Raw genomic sequence first — 24,273 nt, 5'->3', positions numbered from 1 at the left:
AGACCTCTTTTCAAAACCTTAAACTTATTCTTCTATACTACTGAAAACTTATCATTCCCACAATGTTATCATGTCATTTCCAATACATTCATATTAAAATTTCAACTTTTAAACCATACTATGTTTTGGGTCTTTCTTAATCATTTGTCTAGCCCTTTTATGCTGTTATATAAGGCTTTTCACCTATATAGGTTGTAATTTCCATTTACGAATAAATAATAACCTGTAATAATAGATAAGCCGAAAACTTTTGACAATAATAAATATTTCAAAGTATTATATTTAATGAACTAAAGGAGGTTGTCTTATGTCAGACATAAATAGACAGAAAATTGTGGACAGTGTGCCTCAAAAAGGTTTCTTCGGACATCCTAAAGGCTTGTTTACACTTTTCTTCACAGAGTTTTGGGAGCGCTTTTCTTACTATGGAATGAGAGCAATCCTCATCTATTACATGTACTACGAAGTTTCTAAAGGTGGATTGGGAATTGAAGAATCCACAGCATTAGCAATCATGTCCATTTATGGTTCACTAGTATATATGTCTGGTGTTATCGGTGGTTGGTTAGCAGACAGAGTTTTTGGTACATCTAGAGCATTATTCTATGGTGGTATTTTAATTATGATCGGTCATATTGTCTTGTCCTTGCCAGGCGATCTGACGATGTTATTTATTTCAATGGTATTTATCGTTATTGGAACAGGTTTACTAAAGCCTAACGTATCATCCGTTGTAGGTGATATGTACGCTCCTGAAGATAATCGCCGTGATGCAGGGTTCAGTATTTTCTATATGGGTATTAACTTAGGTGCTTTCTTGTCTCCGTTAATCGTAGGTGAAGTTTCAAAAACGAGCTTCCACTTAGGTTTCGGAATTGCAGCAGTTGGTATGTTATTAGGTCTAATCGTATTTGTTGCAACAAAAAAGAAAAACTTAGGTCTTGCAGGTGCTACTGTGCCTAACCCGCTTTCTCCAGCTGAGAAGAAAAAATATTCTTTAATCGTTGGGCTAACTGCAGTAGTATTAGCTGTTATTTTAGGAATTACAATTCCTGCTGGAATCTTTACACTTGATGTATTTATTACACTTGTAGGTATTTTCGGTATTACGATTCCAACCATCTATTTTATCGTAATGTACCGCAGTCCAAAAACAACAGCTACAGAACGTTCAAGAATCTTGGCATATATTCCATTGTTTATTGCTTCTGTTATGTTCTGGGCTATTCAGGAACAAGGATCAACAATCCTTGCTGCTTATGCGGACAAGCGTACTGATCTAGAATTTGCTGGACTTACGATTTCTCCAGCTTGGTTCCAATCATTGAACCCATTATTTATTATCGTTCTTGCACCTGTATTCGCTTGGATCTGGGTGAAGCTTGGTGATCGCCAGCCTACAGTACCTAAGAAATTTGCTTTAAGTTTATTATTTGCTGGTTTATCATTCCTAGTTATTCTTCTGCCTGCTTATTTTGGCGGAGAAAACGCGTTGGTAAATCCATTATGGCTTGTTCTTAGTTACTTTATCGTCGTACTTGGTGAGCTTCTATTGTCACCAGTTGGACTTTCAGCAACAACAAAACTAGCTCCAGCTGCTTTCTCTGCTCAAACAATGAGCTTATGGTTCTTATCAAGTGCTGCTGCACAAGCAATCAACGCACAAATCGTTAAGTTCTATTCTGCAGAAACAGAAATGATGTACTTCGGTACAATCGGTGGAGTAGCAATCCTATTAAGTTTGATCCTATTCGTGATCTCTCCAAAGATTCAAGGGTTCATGAAAGGTATTCGTTAATCGTTAGTAACTTAAACCACTGGTGTAATGGAAACCATTATGCCAGTGGTTTTTTTAATATGAACGGATTAAAAAAAGACTAAAAAAAGAAACCTTTTGAAAAGGCATCTCCGCATAATCATTTAGTTCATGAAACCATGGAGCATTCCAAGCAATGTGAAAATAACGAAGTGATCCCCGATTGCTATGATGCAAGATTTTTTTGTTAACAATCCAAACAGTGAGTTCTTTATATAAACCAAAGAGATAAGCAAGCCGATCATTAACCCTGTCACTGTACCTTCTATAAAATTCTCAACTCCAGCAGCATTGATTAAAATAGATACCAAAAATGAGCTGATAAAAGCAGTAACGACAGAAAACATATATTTGAAGGGACCCTGACTACCCGCTTCTTTTTTCTTTCCTAGCAGAATGGAATAGTACATGCCCCCATAGAGCATATACAATAGACCACCAAATAGAATGGCGATTCCATTTAATTCATTGATCTCTAAAAACATAAAACTGCCCCCTTTTTATTTTGGTTCAATGGCTAGGGCAATAGCTTTTATCTTGCACTCAAGTGTTAAGGAGTTCTTATTTCGGACTATGGTAATCAGTTCAACAGGGTTACTTAAATATTTATAACCGCTTTTAGGGAGCCAATAGCTGTATAATTCAGAATAACATTCGATTAACATGTTTCTTTCACTATAATCTATAGGTTCTTCAAACTCATAAACCACATGTTTTCCGCCGTTAAAAATAAAAGTATCCTCATCATTCTCATCTTCAGACCCTTCAGAGATTGCAATATGACAATCATACCTGCTTTTTTCAGGTGGAGTTATATATGGATTATTTCTTGGAATCCCTAAAAATAGTGTATTTTCTTTAAGAAGTTCTCTCGAATCACACCAGCGAAAGACCTCTTCCCATGCTGCAGGTATTCCCTTCGTATAAGAACCTATTACTTGGTTTTTTACTGTTATACACTTTGTTAAAATACGTGTTTCAACCTTCGCTAAGTCCAGCCATTTGAATTTATTATAGCGAGTATGTTCTTTGTTCTCTTTCATCATTTTGCTTACTTCTTTAGAATTCTTGCTATTACCTTCGTACTCACGGGGAAAGCGCTCTAAATAGGCGCCCTCTCTCCATTTCTTTGGGTTCGTTTGAAAATAAGACTGAAAGGAATAAGTAAAATAGGACAAAGAAGAAAAACCGCACATTAATGCCACTTGAGTGATAGGAATATGGTGTTCATATATTAAAAGATGTGCTGCATTCTCTAAACGATTACGTTTTACATAAGCGGAGGGCGTTTCCCCAACTATACTTTTAAACATTCTTTGAAAATGAAAAGGAGAATATGTTGAGATGGCCGACAGCTTCTCAAGTGTTAGTGAATCTTCCAGATGTTCATCTATGTATTCCAGAACTTTAAAGATACGCTTTCGCTGCTCATTATTATAAATCATCAAAATACCTCTTTCCCCATCTTCATAAATCTGTTTTTAAATTATAAACCATAATACCTATCGGCAAGTAATAGAAATTGTACGCAGTATCTGTAAAAAAAATGATTGTTTGTCCAAACCTTTTAGACAAGCTTGCGTAAAATAAAAGAGAAAAGAGAGAGGTTTATGTTCTCTTTTCAAGGTTCACATATAGAAGGGGGGGTCTATAGTGTTACCGATCTTATTTCCTATTAAGAAAAGAAAGAAGCGCTGTAAGAAGCAAACGAACGGCGTAAATCCAGCGTAATTCATAACGAATTAGAAAAAGCCGGGATTTTCCCCGGCTTTTTCTGTTACATATTATAACGGCCCCTTTTATCTAAAACTAGGATATTATCCAAACCATTGTTAGGACAACCACATATAGTACAAGCAAGGGGGAAAATCATACAAACGAAAGTAATACTAAACACTTATCTTTTCATGTAAGTTATAGTTTTGAGTTTTACGCTATCCTTCCCCTTCGCAGAGTATTATAAGGGGGAATATCTTTGTATATTCGTAAATGGAATCCTAGTAAAGACAATCCTGTATTAGTTGAGATGGTCGTTAACAATTTTCAAGTAAAAAGAGAAGTCATCCAGCTAATTTTAGGAATGGCTAATGAGGTTATGGTTGTTTGTGACAGCAGCGATAGAATCGCAGGCTTTGTTAGTTACCGCTTTAGATTGGGCAACATGATTTATGTAGATTATGTGGTGCTGGATACAAAGCATCAAGGAAAAGGGATCGCCAGTTCTTTTCTTCCTGTCTTCGAGAACCATCTATTAAAACAAGGCATTCAAGTGGTTTATGGCACTGTAGATGAAGATAACACGGATGCTCTTAGAGTTTTTCAACAATGGGGCTTTGAAGTACAAGGACAGATCGGCTCAAGTATCGTTATCCAAAAAAATCTTACAGGTTCATCAAATCACCAAAACCGCGCTCGCACTTCTAATGTAAGGAAGCTAGGTTCACCTCCATCACTAGGTTTAACCATGTGATTTAATTAAATTAGCAGATCCAAGAGTATCGTTGGGTCTGCTTTTTTTTGTATACATATTAAAGCTGGCTCATTAGTTGAGCCAGCTTGTCTGTATTTAAAATATATATATGAGACTGTTTGTCCTAAAAGATTGTTGGATCTTGCAGGTTCTTATTTCTTTTTAATTTCTTAGGTGCTCTTAGGAACGTATTTTCACTGCTGAAAATTTCATCTATAGCTCTTCTGTTCCAATCATTGTTATACTCCTGATCGCTGCATATACATCCGCTTAAGTCGTATCGGAACAAGCCACAGTGCGGGCAACTACTCACTATCCATCACCCCCCATTTTTCAACATAACATATACTATGAAACCGTATAAAAAAGGTAACGGCTATTGCTAGATATATTAATAAAAATGGATGTATTGTAAAATTCGTGGGTAGTAAGTGGTTAATTTCCGCTCCAGGGTGCTCGCTTTCCGCCCGGCGGGCGGTGAGCCTCCAATCAACTTGCAATGAAATTTAAAAACAATAATCTTTTAAAAATAAAGTCAAAAAAGTTTATAGTAAACTTACTTTGAAGCAGTTTTCTTATTCATCCACTCGGGTTTATGGAATTGTTCAAATTCACTATTTATTACATTTTTAAATTCTTCAGATTCAACTGCTGCTTTAAGATCTTTTGCTAATTTAGAGTTCTTTTTCTCTTCTAAAACAACGATTCGATTAATGATTTCTTCTGGAAGCTTATCCTTCACAAGGGCATCCTCTAAGTTTAAACCTGATGAGATCGCGAAGTTTCCATTGACCGCTGCTAAATCAACCGATTCCAATGTTCGGGGAGTTTGAGCCGCCTCAACCGGCTGGAATTTAAATTTCTTCGGATTTTTTGTAACGTCTTTTTCTGATACGCGCAACGGATCTGCTTTACCATCAATCTCTATTAATCCGTTATCTCTTAAAACCGTTAGACCTCGAGACAAATTTGTAGGATCATTTGCTAGTGCGACCGTGCTCCCAGGCTTAATTTCCTCGAGCGATTTATATTTGTTGGAGTAAATACCGATCGGTGCTGTCGGAACAGTCACGACACTTGATAACTTCATATCATTCTCTTTTGAGAAAGCATCCATATATACCTTGTGCTGAAAGAGATTTGCATCAAGCGAACCGCTTTTAAGGGATATATTCGGCTGCACATAGTCATTGAATTCCTTAACTTCGACTTTGTATCCTTTTTTCTCTAAATAGGGCTTAACACCTTTTTCAAGCATATCGCTATATGGAACGGTCGCTCCGAGTGTAATCTCTTTCTTTTTTCCTTCTCCTGAAGCTCCACATCCAGCTAAAGCAATGATAGCTGTAAGCCCTATGATTAAACGAGTAATTTTTTTCATTCTCTCCTCACTCCTGAATAATATTATTTTGCTTCCGTTAAAACTCTTCTATATTTCGCTGCTGGATGGTCATCTGGCAATAATCTATCACTAAATAATTTTTCCCTCAGCGTACCTTTGTTGTACTCTTTTTTGTATAATCCTCTCTCTTGAAGAACCGGTATGACGAGTTCCACAAAAGCTTCCAGATCACCTGGGGTTACAAGGTGATTTAAATTGAATCCATCAACACCAGACTCCTCAAACTGAGCTTGAATACCGTCTGCAACTTGCTCTGGGTTCCCCACAATATAGCTACCCCTGTCAGGTGACTCAAACCGGTTAAGCACTTCTCCTACAGTGAGTTTTTTAGGCGCATCCTTTGTAAGTGTGGCAGCTTTGTAATGACCGCCTTCGGTAGATTTTGTATATTCAAACGGAAGGTCGGGATCAAGATCTTCGTATTCAGCGATATCATATCCGCTCGCCCCGTATTGTGCCTTTGCTGCATCTGAGCTCCAAGCCTTTGAATATTCATCAAATTTCCGTTCTGCTTCCTCTGTTGTTTCTCCAACGACTACGTTTAGGAACGAGAAGATTTTAATGTTTTCAGGGTGCCTGCCATGTTTTTTTGCCCGTTCTCTAATATCATCTGCGTAGAAGCGGATCCTTTTTGCTGTTGGACCTCCCACAAAAATACACTCTGCATGTTTTGCGGCAAAATCACGTCCTCTTTCTGAGGTGCCTGCCTGGTATATAACAGGAGTTCTTTGCAGGGATGGTTCACTTAAATGAGGTCCCTCCACTTTAAAATACTGTCCTTCATGGTTGATCTCATGGACTTTTTCAGGATCAACCAGCGTATCTTTACCGATATCTTCAACAACTGCACCGTCTTCCCAGCTGTTTTCCCAGAGCTTGTAAGACACTTCGAGATACTCATCAGCGATGTTATAACGCTCATCGTGTTTGATCATATCCTCCAGACCAAAGTTTTTAGCTGCATTAGGAAGATAGGATGTGACAACATTCCAGGCAATCCTTCCATTCGTTAAATGATCGAGCGTAGAAAAACGGCGTGCATTTCCAAAAGGCTGTTCATAAGTGGTACTGACCGTAACCGCAAACGATAAGTTTTTAGTTACACTAGCCATCGCAGAGATGAGCAGAGCAGGGTCATTTAGCGGAACCTGCAGTCCATCTCTGATAGAAGGAGCTTTACTCTTTTGATAAACGTCATAGACCCCTAACACATCAGCAAAAAATATCGCATCGAACTTCCCTTTTTCCAGAAGCTTGGCATAATCGATCCAATAATTTAAGTCTTTATAACGCTTATGCCTTTTATTTTCCGGGTGCTTCCAAAGCCCGTGAGAGTTGTGCATAGCACTAGTCATCTCAAATGCGTTTAACAAAATTTCTTTAGTCAAAATGATTTCCTCCGTAACCTTTAAAATTTTTTGTACCGCTCCCAAGAGAAAAACAAAAACCTCTTCATGAAATAAGAAGAGGTTAATAAAATACGTAAAATATAAAAACGCATTTGATCTCTCCTTATCTTTCAAGCTTGTAAGCTTGCTGGAATTGGCACAGTTCTAAAATAGTTGTTGCCGAGGCTTCAAAGGGCCAGTCCCTCCACCTCTCTCGATAAGAAATCGATAGTATTCAATTTATCAACAGAATATACAGGAATAAAAATAGTCTGTCAACGCACATTCTATAAATAATAAAAAAATTTTAAGTTTTCAGTTTTTCATTGACAATATCCTCTCTTGTATTTTATAGTGAGGACTATTAAAATTTATAATCTATTAATTCTTATCACGAGTCAGGGGAGGAACTGGTCCTAAGATCCTGCAGCAACCGCTTATCTTTACCAGATAGGAAAGGTGCTAAGTCCAGCAGACAAATTTGTGTCTGAGAGATGAGAGAGAGTTCTTTAACACCGTCCTCTTTCGTCATTTTGAAAGGAGGATTTTTTTATGTCCTCTGAAAAAAATTACCGGAGGGAAAATTGTGATCAAAACTTATGTAGAAACAGAGCAAAACAAAAATCAAACAAGTATCGAAAACATCATAAAAAAAGCTGAAGATCTAAAAGAAATTTTCAGCACAAGAGCGGATGCGATTGATTCAGAAGGTACTTTCCCTTAAAAGAATTTCGAAGACCTAAAAAAAGCGAACTTCCTATCTCTTACCATACCAAAAGAGTTTGGCGGCCAAGGTCTCAACCTTCTTGAATATTTACAAGTTCAAGAAATACTTGCTCAAGGCGACGCTCCTACGGCCTTATCTTTGGGATGGCACTTAGGTGTCATGCTTGAAGCGGCCGAAAACAGGCATTGGCAAGGTTCTGTATTACAAAGAGTCAGCTCGAATATTGTTCAGAAGAGAACTCTATTAAATTTGGCTCAGACAGAACGAGCTACTGGAAGCCCTTCAAGAGGCGGAACTCCCGGCACAATTGCCATAAAAGAAGAACACGGCTGGCGTTTGAACGGAATTAAAGCATTTACTTCTATGGCTGAAGCTCTCGATTGTTCCATCATTACCGCTGATCTTAATTACACCGGTAAAAAAGGGTTTATTTTAGTTGATCATAAACGAGAAGGTGTCTCTATAAAAGAAACGTGGGACAGCATATCTATGAGAGGCACCAAAAGTGATGACCTTGTCCTAAAAGATGTACTCGTTGAGGAAGAAGACCTTTTATTTGTAGAAGATGACCGTTCCTCCACAACAAGAGGCTGGTATCTTCAAGTACCTGCCGTTTATATTGGGATTGCCGCAGCTGCAAAGGATTATGCGATAAAATTCGCTTCAGAATACAGTCCGAATACCTTGCCTGGACCAATAAAAGATGTACCAGAAGTAAGAAGGAAAATTGGGAAGATTGAGCTTGAACTTTTTAATGCTCGCCAAGTGTTATATGCTGTTGCAAGGAAATGGATCGAACAGCCAGATCAGCGAATAAAGATGGCTTCAGAGCTGTCCGCTGTTAAGCATATTGCCACAAACAGTGCCAACAAGGTAGTTGATTTAGCAATGAGAATTGTCGGAGCTAGGAGTCTCTCTGCTTCAAACCCGCTGCAAAGACATTTTCGTGATGTACGTGCCGGCCTTCATAATCCTCCGACAGATGATGCAATCGTCTATAACCTTGCTGATGCGGTTTTAGGTAAACCATAAGACGAGACCATAATTTATCATGGAAACAACAACGGCTTCATATGTTATTACAATGGTAATTTCAGCTGAAAGGAGTCGTTTTCATGGATGATACATCTAGAAATCAATCCTATCAGAAGATTCCCCAGCCAATAAGGGATGATGGGGCTGGTGCAACTGATTTTGGACCTCGGGATATTATGCGTGATATAGAAAATCCTGATATGCTAGTTCCTCCTAAAACGGATGCTGGTACGATTCCAAATATGCGGTTTTCTTTTTCAGATACTCCTATGCAGTTAAATCATGGGGGCTGGTCGAGAGAAATTACGGTTAGACAGCTTCCTGTAGCAACAACACTTGCAGGCGTAAATATGCGGCTTACCCCAGGAGGCGTCAGAGAACTGCACTGGCACCAAGAAGCAGAATGGGCTTACATGATACTTGGGCGCGCCCGTATTACATCGGTTGATCAAAACGGAAGAAATTTTATTGCAGACGTAGGACCTGGCGATCTTTGGTTCTTCCCTCCAGGTATCCCCCACTCCATTCAAGGATTAGAAGAAGGCTGTGAGTTTATTCTTGTTTTTGATAACGGTGATTTTTCTGATCTGAGTACGTTATCGATCTCCGATTGGTTTGCACACACACCGAAAGAAATACTGTCTGCTAACTTTGGAGTACCAGAGAGCGCATTTGCTCATATCCCAGCAAAACAGCGCTACATTTACCAAGCTAACGTGCCAGGTCCTATTGAAACACAAGCAGTATCCGACCCCTATGGAACGGTTCCTCAGTCCTTTTCGTACCGAATGTCAAAGCAAAAACCCTTAACTTTTCCAGGCGGAACCGTCCGCATCGTAGATTCTACTAACTTTCCTGTTACAACCATTTCTGCTGCATTGGTCGAAGTAAAGCCTGGCGGAATGCGAGAACTTCATTGGCATCCAAACAATGATGAGTGGCAATACTATTTGACAGGAATGGGAAGGATGACCGTTTTTGCAGGAGATGGGGCTGCAAGAACCTTCAACGTCCGTGCTGGAGATGTGGGATATGTTCCATTTGCTTTCGGTCACTATATTCAGAACACCGGCAATCAAAGTCTATGGTTTCTCGAGATTTTCAAAAGCAAGATTTTTGCTGATGTCTCCTTAAACCAATGGATGGCATTGACACCTAAAGAACTCGTACAAACAAATCTAAATGCCAGTAAGGAACTCTTAACTTCCCTTCGTAAGGAAAAATGGCCAGTTGTAAAATATACGGATGTTTAAGAATAGCTGTTTTCGCAAACATTGTTGCTCTTGTAAGTAGTTGATTTCCGTTCCAGGTTGCTTCGCTTTCCGCGGGGCGTGCGGTGAGCCCCCTCGCCGCTTTACGCCATTGAGTGGTCTCACCTGACCGCTCGTCCCGCTGGAGTCTCGAACCTTCCACTCCAATCAACTTGTCAGCGAAGATAATGAACAAAACAAAATACTTAAAAAGCAACAATCTTTTAGAAAAGCGCCTTAAGAATTAACCCTTGTACGTGTAAAGGATATTAGAAGATTTAACCACCCTCGTAGTACTAAAAAGGAAGGTGATCCAGGTCACCTTCTTTTTATTGTTTATTGATTCTCTTTTATTAATGTTCCATGTGAAACATTACTTTTTTTGTTCCCCACATGCCTATCCATATTATGTATAATTCTATTTATCAGACAATCATTTTACAGGAGACGATGCAATGGGCAACACTAGCTCTGCAAATTATATTCTTCATGCTAAAAGCAGCCAGTTCCATTGGGAAGGAAACGGACAGCTCTCTATTAAGACCTTCACAAACGGTAAAGCTCACTATAAGACGAATAAGGGATATTATACGGTTGAAGAAAACCGATACCTCCTGCTTAATGAAGGATCCTACTCCATTACGATTGAAGACCAAATTGAGGTTGAGTCTTTCTGTCTTTTTTTCAAGCATGGATTTAGTGATCACGTTTTTCGTACGATGAACGAGTCGTCTGACCGGTTATTGTCTGACCCATTTAAAGAAACACATTCTATTGGTTTTTTTGAAAAAACGTACGCAATAAGCAGCACCATTTCTAATCAGATCCACCAATTAAAACAGCATTCATCTTTTAATGACTCTCTTTGGCAAGAACAGCAATTTCATAGCATCATGCAGTCTATTTTATTGGAACACATAAAGTCATTAAAAGACCTCGATTCACTCGATGCTTTGCGCTTCTCTACCCGAACAGAACTCTATAAAAGGATCAGCATGGCCCATGAATTTATCAGAGCGTCCTATGATCAGCAAATCACACTCGAAGAGATCTCCCGTGTGGCTTGTTTATCACCAAACCACCTCTTACGAAATTACTCAAAAATCTATAACAAAACGCCTTATCAGCAAATTTCAGAATTAAGGCTCCAAAAATCGATTTCGCTTCTAAAAGACCTTGATTACAGCATGACAGATATTACATTTGAAGTTGGGTTGAATAATCCTGTTTCCTTTAGCAAATGGTTTAAACAGCATACTGGTCTTTCCCCGCTTCAATTTCGAAAAAAAGTGATATTGGATAAGAATGAATAGAGAAAAAAGATTATGATTCTCTTAATAAATAACTGAAATGAGGAGATTTGTTATGACTATAACCAGAAAAGTAATACAAAAAGTAGGCCAAATCGGAGTACCTGTTCAAAACCTGGAACGTGCTCTTGCTTTTTATCAAGATACACTTGGGCTCGATCTTTTATTTAACACAGACCGCCTTGCCTTCTTGCAATGTGATGGGCTACGTATTTTTCTGAGTCTGCCTGAAAAAGAAGAATTCTCTCAATCCAGTTCCGTAATCTACTTCCAAGTCGAGAACCTTTCAAGTACATACAATGACTTAAAAGAAAAGGGTGTCTCCTTTATTGATGAACCTCATATTGTCGGCAAAATGGGCAACACTGAAATATGGATGGCGTTCTTTAAGGATACGGAAAACAATACACATGCGTTCATGAGTGAGATTACTGTTAAATAAAAAAAGAGTGCAGGCATCTTTTGCCTGCACTCTCTTTATTAAACTTATTGAGCCGTGTAACCGCCATCGATAACGATCGCTTGTCCTGTAACACTCTTCGCTTTTTCACTTGATAAGAACATTGCATAATCAGCGATTTCACTTACTTCCATCAAACGTTTTTGCGGAACTAGCGGATAAATAACTTCTTCAAGCACTTTATCTAAAGATACATTTCTTGTTTTCGCCAAGTCTTCTAACTGACCGCGAACAAGTGGAGTATCTACATAACCAGGGCATAGTGCGTTAACTGTAACACCCTCTGCTGCTGATTCTAGTGCTGCAACCTTAGTAAGACCGATTACACCGTGTTTTGCACTGTTATAAGCTGCTTTTCCGGCAAACCCGATCAAACCGTTGATGGACGAAATGTTAATGATGCGTCCAAAGCCTTGCTCTTTCATGATAGGCATAACATGCTTCGTTGCAATAAATGGAGCTGTAAGCATGATCTTGATCATCAATTCAAATTTGTCTGTAGGAAACTCTTCAATTGGTGATACATGCTGAAGGCCAGCATTGTTGATTAAAACATCCACACGTCCGTACTCCTTATGAGCAGTCTCGATCATGTTCTTGATGTCTTCTTCACTCGTTACGTCAGCTTTAAGGCCGATCGCTTCATACCCAAGGCTTTTAAGTTCTTCAGCTGCTTTTTTTACACCTTCATCGTTCAAATCGGTTAAAACGACTTTGCTTCCATTTTCAGCAAAAGTCTTTCCGATTTCAAAACCAATTCCGCTTGCAGATCCTGTAATTACAACAACTTTGTTTTCTACCACAATTCTCACTCCTAATTTTTAGATGATACCCATGCTCGCCATAATAATACCAACGATTACAGCGATTGTAGGGATGATTAAAGCAACAACAAACACATCTTTATACGTTTCCTTATGCGTTAACTGAGTTACAGCAAGAAGAGTCAGCAAGGCCCCGTTATGAGGAAGAATAGAAGCTCCAGATGCTATAGATGCCATTCTGTGAAACGCTTCAGGACTCATCCCGGTTGACTGAGACAACTCATAGTACGTTCCTCCAAGCGCTTCTAAAGCAATACCCATACCGCCTGATGCAGAGCCCGTAATCATTGCCAGAAGCTGAACAACAAGGGATTCTGACACGAGCGGGTTGCTTGAGATACCTAGTAGCATGTCTGTGATGCGATCAAAATCAGGAACGCTCGTTACTACTGCACCAAATCCAACCGCTGCACTTGTGTTGATAATGGCCATTACTGACCCTTTTGCTCCTTCATTCATAGATGGAATGAAAGTTTTATATTGCCTTAAACTAATAAGTAATATCGCTAGAATCCCTGCTAATAATGATGGGATTGGAGCTATTTTTAAGAAGTTAAGTAAAATAACAACGACTAATAAAGGGATTAAAGAAAGAATCCAATTTGGAAGATTCTCTTCGTTTTCTTCTTCTTTTTCCTTCGATTTATCAGGTTCTGTATACTTTATACCAGCTGCCGTCATTCGTTTCTCTCTGAATTTCAGCCATAGGTAACCGCCTACTGCCATGATCAGCGTTGCCACGATACCGATGATAGTACCCGCCATAGGCGTTGTTTTAAACGTATTCATCGGGATTAAATTCTGAATCTGAGGCGTTCCTGGTACAGCTGTCATCGTAAATGTGAAAGCACCGAGAACAATCGTTGGAGCGATCAGTGTTCTGGAGATATCTGCTTTCTTAAATAGAGCAAGGGCTATCGGGTAAATCGCGAAAACGACTACGAATAAACTTACACCGCCATATGTCAAAACAGCCGATGCGACCAAAACTCCTAAAATGGCACGCTTTTCCCCTATAAACTTTGTAAACTGAATGGCAACTGATTTTGCAGCACCGGTGTCTTCCATCAGTTTTCCAAGTACAGCTCCTAATAAAAAGATCGGAAACCATTGCTTCGCAAAATTCACAAAGCCTGTCATATACGTGTTTGTATATGCATTCATTAGGTCTAATCCGCTCATTAAAGCGACAATACCTGCGACGATTGGAGCAACCCAAATGATTGACCATCCGAGGTAGGCAAAGAACATAAGCAGGGCAAGCCCTATTATGATACTTATCAAAATCTTTCCTCCTTTTGTATATGAAAAGAGTGCGCTTTCATCATTTGGCACTTCTTTTAAAATGGATTCATTGCACGAAGGACATTTTACTCTTGTGTATTTAATTAGTAAAATGAATTATAACTATAGATAATATGCACAAAAGTTATAGATCGGAGTTACAGAATGGATATACGCCAGCTCACATATTTCTATGAAGTTGCAAAATACAGAAGCTTCACCAAGGCTTCTGCCGTTTTGCATATATCACAGCCAAGCCTAAGCAAAATGGTTAAGAACCTAGAAGACGAACTTGAGATGGAACTAATAGACCGTTCCTCCAGACAGATCGAACTAACAGAAGCCGGTGAGATAGTCTTTGAACAAAGCAAGATGATCTTGGAGAATCTCGATAACCTTTCATCGAGCCTCTACGACCTGATGAACTTAAAAAAAGGAAAAATCACCATCGGAATACCGCCGCTAATCGGTTTCTTATTTTTCCCAAAAATCATTAAGAAATTCAAAACACTCTATCCGGACATACAGATCAGAATGGTCGAACACGGTGCGAATAAAGTGCAGCAAGAAGTGAGTGATGGTCTGCTGGATCTCGCTGTGGTTGTCTTGCCAATAAATAAAGAGAAATATGAAATCGTCTCATTCTTGACAGAGCGGCTGATGCTTTTCGTTCATGCCTCTCATCCTTTTTCCAAACGAAAAAGCATCGAAATGAAAGAGCTGCAGAATGAATCTTTTATTTTGTTTAAAGAAGGATTTACTTTGCATGACAGAGTCATTCAGGAGTGTTTAAACGCAGGCTTCCGGCCGAAAGTTGCCTATGAAAGCTCTCAGTGGGATTTTATAAGCGGTATGATCGGAGAAAATTTAGGAGTATCGATCTTTCCAGAGTCTATTGCGAAAAAGGTGGATCAGGATAAAGTGAAGGCGATCCCAATAACGAATCCATCTCTTCCATATGAGCTTGGAATTATTAAAAAGAAAGACAAATATGCAACATACGCGACAAAAGAGTTAATTAAAATGCTGCGTGAATTCAGTGAATAGAAGATTATGATCATTTTTTATGGGGATGCATCAACCAGAGGCGGAAAAGTACTATTTACAGGCGAAAAGTTAGATTGTATCGGCGAAAAAATATCGAATACAGGAAAAAACAGCGGTGGATGCGGCGAACGTGTAATATTTATAAGAAAACGTACCGTAAAATTTAAAAAATGACTCAAAGTTTTCCTTTGAGTCATTCCCTCTTTACTTTTTAGACCTTTTTAACAAATTCAGACTTTAACTTCATAGCTCCAAACCCATCAATTTTGCAATCAATATCATGATCGCCATCAACCAAACGAATACCTTTGACTTTCGTACCGATTTTTATGACAGATGACGTTCCTTTAACTTTCAGGTCTTTAATTACAGTGATGGTGTCTCCATCATTTAGTTCATTTCCATTTGAGTCTCTTATAATTTTTTTATCATCTGTGCCCTCAAACTCATTATCGAGCGACCACTCATGTGCACATTCTGGACAGACCAACAGGCTGCCATCTTCGTATGTATATTCAGAATTACATTTAGGACAATTCGGCAAGCTAGACATTTTTTCTCCTCCATTCGGTACATCGATTTTACCATAGCCTTATTTCATGATACTTTCAATTAACAAGTAACCACCTGTAAACAACAATATGATATACGTAAATATACGAAATATTCTTTGGCTCACCCTTTTAAATAAACGTTGTCCCACATACAAGCCTATTAAAACAAGCGGCAGAGCGTATAAACTAGAAATCCAGACAGTTCTATTTGTTCCAGCAAAAATTGTTTGAGTCACTATACTTATGGAATAGATAAATAAATAGAAGGCAAGCGTTGTTCCTCGTAATTTTTCTTTTTGCGTATCCGTACCTGAAAAATACAACAGCAATGGCGGTCCTGGCATTCCTATACTGGTTGTTAGAGAGCCTGAAAATACACCTGCTGCCAGGTCATTTTTATTATTCTGTTTAACCCGTAAATTTAGCATGAGCAAAAGGGTTAGTGCTAAGATGATCATACTGATTCCTATTTTTAATCTCGTTATGTCTGCCAACAAAAAGATATAAATCCCAATCGGCAGACCAAAAAGACTTCCAGCTATCAACCGTTTTAATATAGCAAAGTCTATATCTTTTTTAATTTTTGTTATTAAAGCTAACGATATAAACAAAGACAAAATCAAATTTATTTGTACAGCTTCCATCGGTTCAAAAATTAGCAGTAGAAATGGAGTAGCTAGAATCGAAAATCCAAACCCTGTGCTTGTTTGCAGGATAGAAGCAGTCAGTATGATTAGAAAATATAATGAAAATTCCAAACTTGCACCAACTTTAATAAGATAGAATCGACTTGTATAAAAGCTATTACTATTGTATCAAATGAAAATAATACTTCCTAAAATGGGGTGACATCATGAAGATTGGTATCATTGGATTAGGCGACATCGCAAAGAAAGCCTACTTGCCTGTGCTTTCTGAAAAAGCTGGCCTGGAACTTGTGCTTTGTACAAGAAATGAAGACACCTTAAACCAATTATCAAGAAAGTACAGAATACAGGAAAAAGTTAATACCGTTGACGAACTGGTAAGCAAGAATATTGATGCAGCATTTATCAGTACCGCTACAGAGGCACATTTTGAAATAGCAGAAAAACTACTAAAGAGCGGGATACATGTGTACATAGATAAACCAATATCCTTACATTTTCAAGAAACAGAAAGAATCGAACAACTCGCAAAAAAGACAGGTAAAATAGCCATGGTAGGCTTCAACAGAAGATTTATTCCAAGAGTAAGAGAACTAAAGGAACACGGTAAAGCCAGCCTGATTATCATGCAAAAAAATCGATTTTCTTCACCTGATTATCCTAGAAGATTTATTGTAGAGGATTTTATTCATGTGGTGGATACACTTAGGTTTTTGATGGATACACCAGTTAAGGATGTAAAAGTGGAGTTTCTTAAAGATGGAAAAATGCTGAATCAATTAGTTATACAGCTAATTGGCGACGGCTGTATAGCTATAGGCGTCATGAACAGAAATGGCGGAGTTACCGAAGAAATTATCGAATATAGTACTGGCCAGCATAAATATGTAGTCAACAGCCTTGTGGAAACGACTCATTTTCATGATAAAGAGATCAGCATATCTAAATTTGGAGACTGGGAGCCCACTCTGTATAAACGCGGATTCAACCAGATCACAGATCATTTTATAGATTGTGTAAAAAACGACAGGATTCCTGAGCCATCCATCCAAGATTCATTAATTACGCATGAAATATGCGAAAGAATCGTAAAATTTATAGATTCAAAACTATAAAAATAAAAGCCAGAGAGCTTCTTTCTGGCTTTTATCATTCGGTTAACTTCTAGGCTTTTCTCTAAACCATAAGGTGGCTATCCATTTTTCTCCCGCTCTTAAAGGATGTGAACCATGCAGTGAAAGTGGGTGTGGCTGGTTTGTATTTTTATAGCAATCCTCAAATACAAGCAAATTCCCTTGTGAAGGAGCTACCTCAAAATTAAGGGAAGGGAAAAAAGTTTCTCCTCCTGCACCTCGTACAGTATTTAAGTAAAGTAGTGCGGTTAAAATGCGCTGTCCCCCATTTTCCAAATATTTTCTTCCTAATGGAGTAGATGGACTAAACGTATCTAGATGGGCATCAAACCTCCCGCCAACCTGATACCTAACAATTTGTAACTGTTCGGCATGACTAAGCGGCTGCCCAGCTATAGATGCTATGCGATTTGTTATCAGTTGTACATGTTCATTCAAACTATGCGGCAGCCAAGCTGTATCCGACTTTCGTGTATTGGTTCCACCTACTACAGTAGATGGCTGCAGATTTGCTTTAGCGAGATCCATCATGATTTGACACTCTTCCTGACTTAAAACATTGTCATAACTCGCTATAAAAGGACTTTTACTGTAAACAATCGAAGGTTCCTTCATTACATCACCTTATTTATCATTTACAACTATCCTATGAACAGCTTTTTGTGGCTGTGAACCTAATTTATCAATAAAAAGCTTCCTCGGACAAATGAAAAAGAACAGCTCTTCGCTGTTCTCTGTTCTTAAACTATCGTGATAAACGGGTATTATAATACAACTTATATATATTTTTTATAAACTTTTTTAACTATCTACTGAACTCCAATCTGCTATAGACAATTGGCTAACTACTTTATAACCGTTTCCTTGTCCATCTGGTTTTATTATGACTGTTCCCATATTAGAAATATGACCTAAGCCAATCTCATTTGGAAAGCCGTGAGCAACAATAACTGTATTTCTTCCCCTTTCAGGTATTGTTTCCAACACGGACCTAAAATGGCTTAGGATCCTTTGTCTTTCAAAACTCGGTAAATTTCCACTTAACTTATAAATCTCTATCCAAAAAGGATCAACTTGAACATTAACGCTTCCAAAAGCTAACTGTGCTGTTTCGATGGTCCTACAAAAAGGACTCGCGGAAACAGGGTATTCAATTGGTATTTGCAGGTATCGAAGAATTTCCCCATAGTATTTAGCCTGTCTGCGTCCCTTTTCAGAAAGATTTCTTTGGGTTAAACAATTTTTAAAGTTTAAATAGGGTGAATCTCTTCCAACGGTCGCTTCTCCATGCCTTGTATAGAATATAAATCCTCCTTGTTTAAGGGAATTAAGTAATGCTCTATTCAAAGCAATTTCTCCTCCCATGTGAAAATCCTATTTATGCTAATGTATGACATTTCACATGGGTTATTAACCAATTAAAAAACAAACATGAATCAAAACCTTTCCTGTTTGTTATTGCTGATGCACAAGGTGCTATATTCGAATTAATAGAGAACGGGAAAACAGATTTTCTTGTCAAAAATCAAGTTTACATTATTTTGAATTCGTTCCTACAGCTGCTTACAATAAATGCTAGAATATATTTATTAGACTCCCCAAAGAGGTGACAGCGACTTGATTATTTACGAAGCGACAAAAACTGAATTTATTTCTGATGTTACGAACGAGCTACTCGTAGAACGTCTTTACGAGTCATATCAAAATAAAATAGGTAGGACTACTAAAAGTGAAATCAACTCATGGGAAAATTCACTCCATCGCATGTCTAATGTTATGCAGGATAACGGGATTCCTGATGATACATCTGTCGCAATAGAGTTTAAGATTCCAAATACATCTAAACGAGTAGATTTCTTAGTGGCTGGTCACGATGGTATCCAAGATCATGTTGTAATTGTTGAATTAAAGCAATGGTCCGAGGTTGAAAAGGTAACAACCAAAGATGCACTCGTGTCTACCTATCTTGGTGGGAGTAAGCGGACTGTGACACATCCTTCTTATCAGGCATGGTCATATGCTGCTTTAATTCAAGATTTTAACCAGAACGTGCAAGATATGGATATTGTGTTGAAACCATGTGCCTATCTACATAATTACCGAAAGACAGAAGATGATCCGTTAATGGATCCCCACTATTCTGCTCATTTGGCTAAAGCACCTGTGTTTGCAAAAGGTGAGATACAGAGATTAAGAGATTTTATTAAGAAGTACGTGCGTTACGGAGATCGTAACCAATTGATTTATCAGATAGAGCGCGGCAAAATCCGACCATCTAAGGCATTACAAGATTCTCTTGCAAGCTTGTTGAAAGGAAATCAGGAATTTGTGCTTATTGATGAACAAAAGGTTTTTTATGAAGATGCTTATCATTTAGCACTCGAGAGTATTAAAAATAACCAAAAGAGAGTAATGGTAATTGAGGGTGGACCTGGGACTGGTAAATCCGTAATGGCTGTAAACCTTCTTGTAAATCTTATTAATCAGGGTTTAACGGCGCTTTATGTATCAAAAAACTCAGCTCCTCGTAATGTTTATGCTTCTAAACTGAAAGGAACGATCAAGAAAACACAAATTGACAACTTATTTAAAGGGTCCGGCAGCTTTTATGAATCTGAAAAGAATGAATTTGACGTACTTATAATTGATGAAGCACACCGATTGAATGAAAAGTCAGGAATTTACAATAATTTAGGCGAAAATCAAATAAAGGAATTAATTCACTCTTCTAAATTCACGATTTTCTTTATCGATGAAAATCAAAGAGTTACCTTAAAAGACATTGGAAGTATGGACTTAATTAAAACGTATGCAGAAGAGTTAGATGCCGAACTGATTCAGGGCAAACTCATTTCACAATTTCGCTGCGATGGATCTGATGCATATATTGCTTGGTTGGATGACGTACTTCAAATCAGGGAAACTGCGAATTCTAACGACCGTGGCGTAGATTATGACTTCAGAGTATATGATGATCCCAGTGCTATGCTGAAGGAAATTGAAGAATTGAATAAGAAAAATAACAAGTCACGTATTCTTGCTGGCTACTGCTGGGAATGGCCCAAAAATGGCCGGACTAATACCCTCCATAAAGACATCGAAATAACCCAGCACAATTTTAGTATTAGCTGGAACCTGTCTGACAGCATCTGGGCAATTGAACAGGATTCTGTCTCTGAAGCAGGGTGCATTCATACTTCCCAAGGACTTGAATTTGATTATGTTGGTGTTATCATAGGACCAGACCTTGGTCTTAAGGATGATATGGTGATTACAGACTATACGAAACGTGCTAAAACTGATCAGTCTCTCAAAGGAATCAAAACAATGGCAAAAATAAACCCAGAAAAAGCTCATGCTATTGCGGACCAAATTATTAGGAATACTTACAGAACGCTTATGACTAGAGGACAGAAGGGATGCTTTATCTTCTGTACGGACCCAGAATTAAATGAGTATTTCAGAGAACGGCTAAAAAAATCTGTAGTTTATGATGATATGTCACCAAGACAAGTATATGTGGCTGCGGAAGACCAAAGGAAGTATTAAAGATTTTTCTTAGAAAAAGACAATTCTACAAAGGATGAGCAATTTGAATGAAATCAAGGAACTAATGAACTCAATCAATGAATTTAGAGAAGCTAGAGGATGGGGACAGTATCACAACCCAAAAGACCTTGCCATTTCACTTTCGATTGAAGCTGCTGAACTACTAGAAGATTTTCAGTGGAAAAGCAGTGAAGAAGCTGTAGACCAAAACATTGAAAACATTAAAGAAGAAATCGCTGATGTATTCATATACGGACTTATGCTCTGTAATGAATTAGATTTGGATGTTGAGACAATTATTAAAGATAAGATTAAAAAGAATGGGTTGAAGTACCCCATTACCAATAAATCGTAAAGGTAGATTGGACTTTTAGAAAAATAGAAAAGTACATCTTCTCTTTATGCATAAAGGAAGCACGAGACTCGTTCTCGTGCTTTTCTTAAACAATTTTCAGTTAAAGTAAGAATTTAATTAATTCCTATTCAAAGTTTCAAGAGACAGCGGGTAGGCACCTGTGCTTCTCATTTTTTATTTTGATAGTTTCGGATACACAACGGTCCCATCTTCTTCAATGATTGGCATGGCTCCCCACTTCCCCAATTCATGAGGCACTATCCTAGGGTTTCCCTTGGCATCAGGTATGAGATGGTTCACATCCCATCCATTTGCCTGCAGACAGTTGCTGATGAGAAGACGGTGGCACCTTGCCGGATGATGTTCTGAACACATATAGACGAGATTCCCTTCTTGGGCCTGTTCCTTGAGCAGGTCCAAAGCATCCTTAAAATCATCGGTCAGTGTATAATCCGCATAGTTTTGAAATGAGCGATTATTCCATCCTTCGTTTAATTTCTCGCCTACCTGTCCCGACATTTTCCTTCTCCCGCCAAGACCGGAAAAATGGTGATACTGAATCCCCGCTTCTTCCAGCCACTGTTCCATGTCTTCTTTTTTAAAGTGTGAACTCCTGCGACTTGCAGGAAATGCTCGAACATCTGCCACAAAGCTAATTTCAGCTGCTCCCAACAACTTCAAAAATTGTTCTTTCGAATGGTTATAATGTCCAATCGTATAGACTTTCATAATCATCTCCCTAACTAAAACGGTCAGTAACATAAATTACCCGTATTAGAGCAAAATGAACCAAATGAACAGTACTTATAGTGGGTACAGGGCGCCAATTTTCAGATCGACTTACATATATTTATTAATTCCTTAGCCATCTACTTGTGATAAGGCTCATTCCGATTAATGCGAAAAGCCCTATAGATCTGCTCAACTAAAACAAGCTTCATAAGCTGGTGCGGATAAGTAATTTTCCCGAAAGAAATCTTCTCATTAGCCCGCTTCATTACAGCTTCACTGAGTCCTAGAGAACCTCCAATAACAAATGCCACTTTGCTCTTCCCATAAGTCGCCAGCTTATCTAAGTTTTCAGCAAGATCTTCTGATGAAATCGCTTTTCCCTCAATGGCCATTGCGATGACATGAACATCTTGTCCGATTTTTGCTAGAATCCGTTCACCTTCTGCATTTTTCACCATGATCATTTCCTGGTCACTTAACGTTTCAGGTGCTTTTTCATCAGGAACCTCTATGATATCTATTTTTGCGTAAGGTCCGAGCCTTTTTAAGTATTCGTCTATACCTTGTTTCAAGTACTTTTCTTTTAGCTTCCCTACGGAAACAATTGATATATTCACTTGTTGAAAACTCCTTTTCGAAATAAGTTATCCCCAGAACTTATCCACATATGCACAATTAAGCCCATATATTGTAGGCGTTCATATGTTCGATACTTTATATACACCTGGTTCATTGCAGTATTCACATGTTGTTGATAACTCATCTTTTCCTGTTAGTAACTCTACAACCGGTGCTGTTTCAAACTCATCCACAATGATGTCAATCGCAAGCTCAGCATGCTCTTTGCAGCATATAATCTTCATTTTACAATTCTCCTTACTTATCCACAATTCTCTATCTTACACTACCGAATTCTTCGTCTTCTGTAAACGACATACATGCAAAAAAGTTGTCCACATATAGCGTTTTGTATATAAAATAAAAACAGGAGGTTGATCGCCCCCTGCTCTTACCATTTTATGTTTGTTTACCCAATTCAACTTTGGCTGTTTTCTTTTTACCATCTCGATAGAATACGACTTCGACTTCCTCACCGATCTTCGTCTTCGTATATAAAAATTTGCGAAGAGCGATAGGATCTTTAATTTTTTCTCCGCCCATCTCAACGATAACATCCATTTCCTTAATCCCCGCTCGTGCAGCTGGAGAGGTTGGCGTTATTTCCATTACCACGATCCCGTCTTTTACACTATTAGGAATCTTCAATGTCTGTTCACGCTGATAAGAATTTACCTGTGATAGGGGAATGATGTTAACCCCTAGGAAAGGTCTTCGTACTTCTCCATACTTTTCAAGATCTTCAATGATCGGTTTTGCTACATCGGATGGAATTGCAAAGCCTATCCCTTCGACTTCCTGTTGAGCGATTTTAGAAGAGTTGATTCCGATAACCTGCCCCGCAATGTTGATCAAAGCTCCACCGCTGTTTCCGGGGTTAATCGCTGCATCAGTCTGAATAACTTCTGCCTGCCAATCTGGGTTGCCATCTTGGTCAATATCTACAGGAATGGAGCGGTCCGCACTGGAAACAATCCCTTGCGTTACAGAGCCAGGAAAATTCCCGAGAGGGTTCCCGATCGCAATCGCAGGCTCTCCACGTTTTAAGTCACCAGAAACACCGAACTCTGCAACATCTTTCACTTTGCTGCCATCAATTTCAACCACAGCAAGGTCCATTAAAGGATCTGTACCGCGAAGTGTACCCTTTAGCTTTGTTCCGTTGCTTAATGTGATCTCGATCTGACTCGCATCTGCTACAACGTGATCGTTCGTAACAACGTAGGCTTTACCGCCTTCTTTTTTATAAATAACGCCTGATCCTGTTCCTGCTGGCTGCTGGCTCCAGAAATCGGTTTGCTGGATATTGATTACTTCCACTACAGCGTCAGAAGCTTTATCGACTGCTTCTGTAACGTTGGTAGCTAAATCAACATCAATCCTTCGTTCTTCTGCTTTTTCATCAGCACCTAAACCGTTTTCTTCCCCATTCGAAGGATACAGGTTATCCGGAAGCAAACCTGCGCCCCCTAGTGCTGGTACTGTAAATAATACAAGCAAACCGCCCAGAATCGCTCCTAGCAAAGCTGGTAGAAACTTACCTCCGCGGTTTCCTTTTTGTCGAGATGAGGATTCATGATCTCCATCATAATAACCCATGTAAGTCATCACCGTTCCTTTCAACAATGAAGTGTTCGAATTCATAACCCATTATAAGTAATAAGTCCTTAAA

The 24,273-nt window shown here is 38.6% G+C and carries 26 protein-coding genes, 1 pseudogene and 2 riboswitches; of the genes and pseudogenes, 12 read left to right on the top strand and 15 right to left on the bottom strand.

The genetic code is table 11. The annotated features are described in order from the left end of the window. Window positions 1-307 precede the first annotated feature (307 nt). Complete coding sequence (locus tag EV282_RS00365; RefSeq protein ID WP_130292783.1) at window positions 308-1,798, top strand: peptide MFS transporter; 1,491 nt, start codon at window positions 308-310, stop codon at window positions 1,796-1,798. A 122-nt stretch (window positions 1,799-1,920) separates the two neighbouring features. Here the strand turns inward: EV282_RS00365 and EV282_RS00360 are convergent, their stop codons facing one another. After that, window positions 1,921-2,301 (bottom strand): DUF1761 domain-containing protein, encoded by a 381-nt coding sequence (locus EV282_RS00360; RefSeq protein WP_130292781.1) that lies wholly within the window; start codon window positions 2,299-2,301, stop codon window positions 1,921-1,923. Window positions 2,302-2,316: 15 nt separating this feature from the next. Next, window positions 2,317-3,261 carry an AraC family transcriptional regulator gene (locus tag EV282_RS00355; RefSeq protein ID WP_130292779.1) on the bottom strand — a complete coding sequence of 315 codons (945 nt, stop codon included), beginning with the start codon at window positions 3,259-3,261 and terminating at the stop codon, window positions 2,317-2,319. Between the two features lie 530 nt (window positions 3,262-3,791). Here EV282_RS00355 and EV282_RS00350 point away from each other — a divergent pair. Next, window positions 3,792-4,286, top strand: a complete 495-nt coding sequence (locus EV282_RS00350; protein ID WP_130292777.1) for a GNAT family N-acetyltransferase — start codon at window positions 3,792-3,794, stop codon at window positions 4,284-4,286. A 124-nt stretch (window positions 4,287-4,410) separates the two neighbouring features. On the opposite strand, the gene EV282_RS00345 is transcribed toward EV282_RS00350, so the two are convergent. The 3 genes from EV282_RS00345 to EV282_RS00335 all read right to left on the bottom strand — a co-directional run bounded on the left by EV282_RS00345 (window position 4,411) and on the right by EV282_RS00335 (window position 7,076). Continuing rightward, window positions 4,411-4,599, bottom strand: a complete 189-nt coding sequence (locus EV282_RS00345) for a hypothetical protein (RefSeq protein WP_130292775.1) — start codon at window positions 4,597-4,599, stop codon at window positions 4,411-4,413. Window positions 4,600-4,842: 243 nt separating this feature from the next. Further along, entirely contained in the window at window positions 4,843-5,667 is an 825-nt protein-coding gene (locus EV282_RS00340; RefSeq protein WP_130292773.1) for a MetQ/NlpA family ABC transporter substrate-binding protein, read from the bottom strand. Between the two features lie 23 nt (window positions 5,668-5,690). Beyond that, window positions 5,691-7,076, bottom strand: a complete 1,386-nt coding sequence (locus EV282_RS00335) for an LLM class flavin-dependent oxidoreductase (protein ID WP_130292771.1) — start codon at window positions 7,074-7,076, stop codon at window positions 5,691-5,693. Window positions 7,077-7,197: 121 nt separating this feature from the next. After that, window positions 7,198-7,300, bottom strand: a riboswitch (SAM riboswitch). A gap of 161 nt (window positions 7,301-7,461) precedes the next feature. After that, a riboswitch (SAM riboswitch) is annotated at window positions 7,462-7,577 on the top strand. Window positions 7,578-7,662: 85 nt separating this feature from the next. On the opposite strand from EV282_RS00335, the gene EV282_RS20045 reads away from it, so the two are divergent. From EV282_RS20045 to EV282_RS00315, 6 genes and pseudogenes are all read left to right on the top strand, one after another. After that, window positions 7,663-7,800, top strand: coding sequence for a hypothetical protein (locus tag EV282_RS20045; protein WP_165389306.1), 138 nt, complete (start codon window positions 7,663-7,665; stop codon window positions 7,798-7,800). 18 nt (window positions 7,801-7,818) lie between these two features. Then, window positions 7,819-7,953 (top strand): annotated as a pseudogene (locus EV282_RS20665) (acyl-CoA dehydrogenase family protein); the annotation flags it as partial. 9 nt (window positions 7,954-7,962) lie between these two features. Then, window positions 7,963-8,835 carry an acyl-CoA dehydrogenase family protein gene (locus EV282_RS00330; RefSeq protein WP_165389305.1) on the top strand — a complete coding sequence of 291 codons (873 nt, stop codon included), beginning with the start codon at window positions 7,963-7,965 and terminating at the stop codon, window positions 8,833-8,835. 83 nt (window positions 8,836-8,918) lie between these two features. After that, complete coding sequence (locus EV282_RS00325; protein ID WP_130292767.1) at window positions 8,919-10,091, top strand: oxalate decarboxylase family bicupin; 1,173 nt, start codon at window positions 8,919-8,921, stop codon at window positions 10,089-10,091. Window positions 10,092-10,543: 452 nt separating this feature from the next. Then, on the top strand, window positions 10,544-11,401 hold the full coding sequence (locus EV282_RS00320; RefSeq protein ID WP_130292765.1) for a helix-turn-helix domain-containing protein: 858 nt from the start codon (window positions 10,544-10,546) through the stop codon (window positions 11,399-11,401). 58 nt (window positions 11,402-11,459) lie between these two features. Beyond that, complete coding sequence (locus EV282_RS00315; RefSeq protein WP_130296857.1) at window positions 11,460-11,840, top strand: VOC family protein; 381 nt, start codon at window positions 11,460-11,462, stop codon at window positions 11,838-11,840. A 44-nt stretch (window positions 11,841-11,884) separates the two neighbouring features. Here the strand turns inward: EV282_RS00315 and EV282_RS00310 are convergent, their stop codons facing one another. Both EV282_RS00310 and EV282_RS00305 read right to left on the bottom strand, forming a co-directional pair. Then, window positions 11,885-12,661 carry a 3-hydroxybutyrate dehydrogenase gene (locus EV282_RS00310; protein ID WP_130292763.1) on the bottom strand — a complete coding sequence of 259 codons (777 nt, stop codon included), beginning with the start codon at window positions 12,659-12,661 and terminating at the stop codon, window positions 11,885-11,887. An 18-nt stretch (window positions 12,662-12,679) separates the two neighbouring features. Next, window positions 12,680-13,966 (bottom strand): GntP family permease, encoded by a 1,287-nt coding sequence (locus EV282_RS00305; RefSeq protein ID WP_130292761.1) that lies wholly within the window; start codon window positions 13,964-13,966, stop codon window positions 12,680-12,682. Window positions 13,967-14,131: 165 nt separating this feature from the next. Here EV282_RS00305 and EV282_RS00300 point away from each other — a divergent pair, with 165 nt between their 5' ends. Further along, the gene (locus EV282_RS00300) at window positions 14,132-15,013 is read left to right on the top strand and encodes a LysR family transcriptional regulator (protein ID WP_130292759.1); all 882 of its coding nucleotides are present in this window, start codon (window positions 14,132-14,134) and stop codon (window positions 15,011-15,013) included. Window positions 15,014-15,224: 211 nt separating this feature from the next. Here the strand turns inward: EV282_RS00300 and EV282_RS00295 are convergent, their stop codons facing one another. Together EV282_RS00295 and EV282_RS00290 are read right to left on the bottom strand one after the other, a co-directional pair. Continuing rightward, complete coding sequence (locus EV282_RS00295) at window positions 15,225-15,566, bottom strand: zinc ribbon domain-containing protein YjdM (RefSeq protein WP_130292757.1); 342 nt, start codon at window positions 15,564-15,566, stop codon at window positions 15,225-15,227. 39 nt (window positions 15,567-15,605) lie between these two features. Further along, a complete protein-coding gene (locus tag EV282_RS00290) occupies window positions 15,606-16,325 on the bottom strand; it encodes a sulfite exporter TauE/SafE family protein (protein WP_130292755.1) in 720 nt (239 codons plus the stop codon). A gap of 95 nt (window positions 16,326-16,420) precedes the next feature. Here EV282_RS00290 and EV282_RS00285 point away from each other — a divergent pair, with 95 nt between their 5' ends. Beyond that, window positions 16,421-17,329 carry a Gfo/Idh/MocA family protein gene (locus EV282_RS00285; RefSeq protein ID WP_130292754.1) on the top strand — a complete coding sequence of 303 codons (909 nt, stop codon included), beginning with the start codon at window positions 16,421-16,423 and terminating at the stop codon, window positions 17,327-17,329. 42 nt (window positions 17,330-17,371) lie between these two features. On the opposite strand, the gene EV282_RS00280 is transcribed toward EV282_RS00285, so the two are convergent. After that, window positions 17,372-17,962 (bottom strand): prolyl hydroxylase family protein, encoded by a 591-nt coding sequence (locus EV282_RS00280; RefSeq protein ID WP_130292752.1) that lies wholly within the window; start codon window positions 17,960-17,962, stop codon window positions 17,372-17,374. A gap of 186 nt (window positions 17,963-18,148) precedes the next feature. Then, the gene (locus tag EV282_RS00275; RefSeq protein ID WP_130292750.1) at window positions 18,149-18,694 is read right to left on the bottom strand and encodes a histidine phosphatase family protein; all 546 of its coding nucleotides are present in this window, start codon (window positions 18,692-18,694) and stop codon (window positions 18,149-18,151) included. Between the two features lie 270 nt (window positions 18,695-18,964). Between EV282_RS00275 and EV282_RS00270 the strand changes: the two genes are divergently transcribed. Further along, a complete protein-coding gene (locus EV282_RS00270) occupies window positions 18,965-20,896 on the top strand; it encodes a DUF2075 domain-containing protein (RefSeq protein ID WP_130292748.1) in 1,932 nt (643 codons plus the stop codon). Between the two features lie 43 nt (window positions 20,897-20,939). Continuing rightward, window positions 20,940-21,251, top strand: coding sequence for a nucleotide pyrophosphohydrolase (locus EV282_RS00265; protein ID WP_130292746.1), 312 nt, complete (start codon window positions 20,940-20,942; stop codon window positions 21,249-21,251). A 174-nt stretch (window positions 21,252-21,425) separates the two neighbouring features. Here EV282_RS00265 and EV282_RS00260 read toward each other — a convergent pair whose 3' ends face one another. The 4 genes from EV282_RS00260 to EV282_RS00245 form a co-directional block, all read right to left on the bottom strand. Further along, entirely contained in the window at window positions 21,426-21,980 is a 555-nt protein-coding gene (locus EV282_RS00260; RefSeq protein WP_130292744.1) for a DUF488 family protein, read from the bottom strand. Between the two features lie 140 nt (window positions 21,981-22,120). Continuing rightward, on the bottom strand, window positions 22,121-22,600 hold the full coding sequence (rlmH, locus tag EV282_RS00255) for a 23S rRNA (pseudouridine(1915)-N(3))-methyltransferase RlmH (protein ID WP_130292742.1): 480 nt from the start codon (window positions 22,598-22,600) through the stop codon (window positions 22,121-22,123). A gap of 81 nt (window positions 22,601-22,681) precedes the next feature. Further along, complete coding sequence (locus EV282_RS00250; RefSeq protein ID WP_130292740.1) at window positions 22,682-22,846, bottom strand: CxxH/CxxC protein; 165 nt, start codon at window positions 22,844-22,846, stop codon at window positions 22,682-22,684. A 154-nt stretch (window positions 22,847-23,000) separates the two neighbouring features. Continuing rightward, the gene (locus EV282_RS00245) at window positions 23,001-24,200 is read right to left on the bottom strand and encodes a S1C family serine protease (RefSeq protein WP_130292738.1); all 1,200 of its coding nucleotides are present in this window, start codon (window positions 24,198-24,200) and stop codon (window positions 23,001-23,003) included. Between the last annotated feature and the right edge of the window lie 73 nt (window positions 24,201-24,273).

This window comes from Fictibacillus sp. BK138 (assembly GCF_004216955.1).
In the GTDB taxonomy this organism is placed as follows: domain Bacteria; phylum Bacillota; class Bacilli; order Bacillales; family Fictibacillaceae; genus Fictibacillus.
The sequence above is the reverse complement of the archived record's forward strand: the minus strand, read 5'-3'. Positions and strand labels throughout refer to the sequence as shown.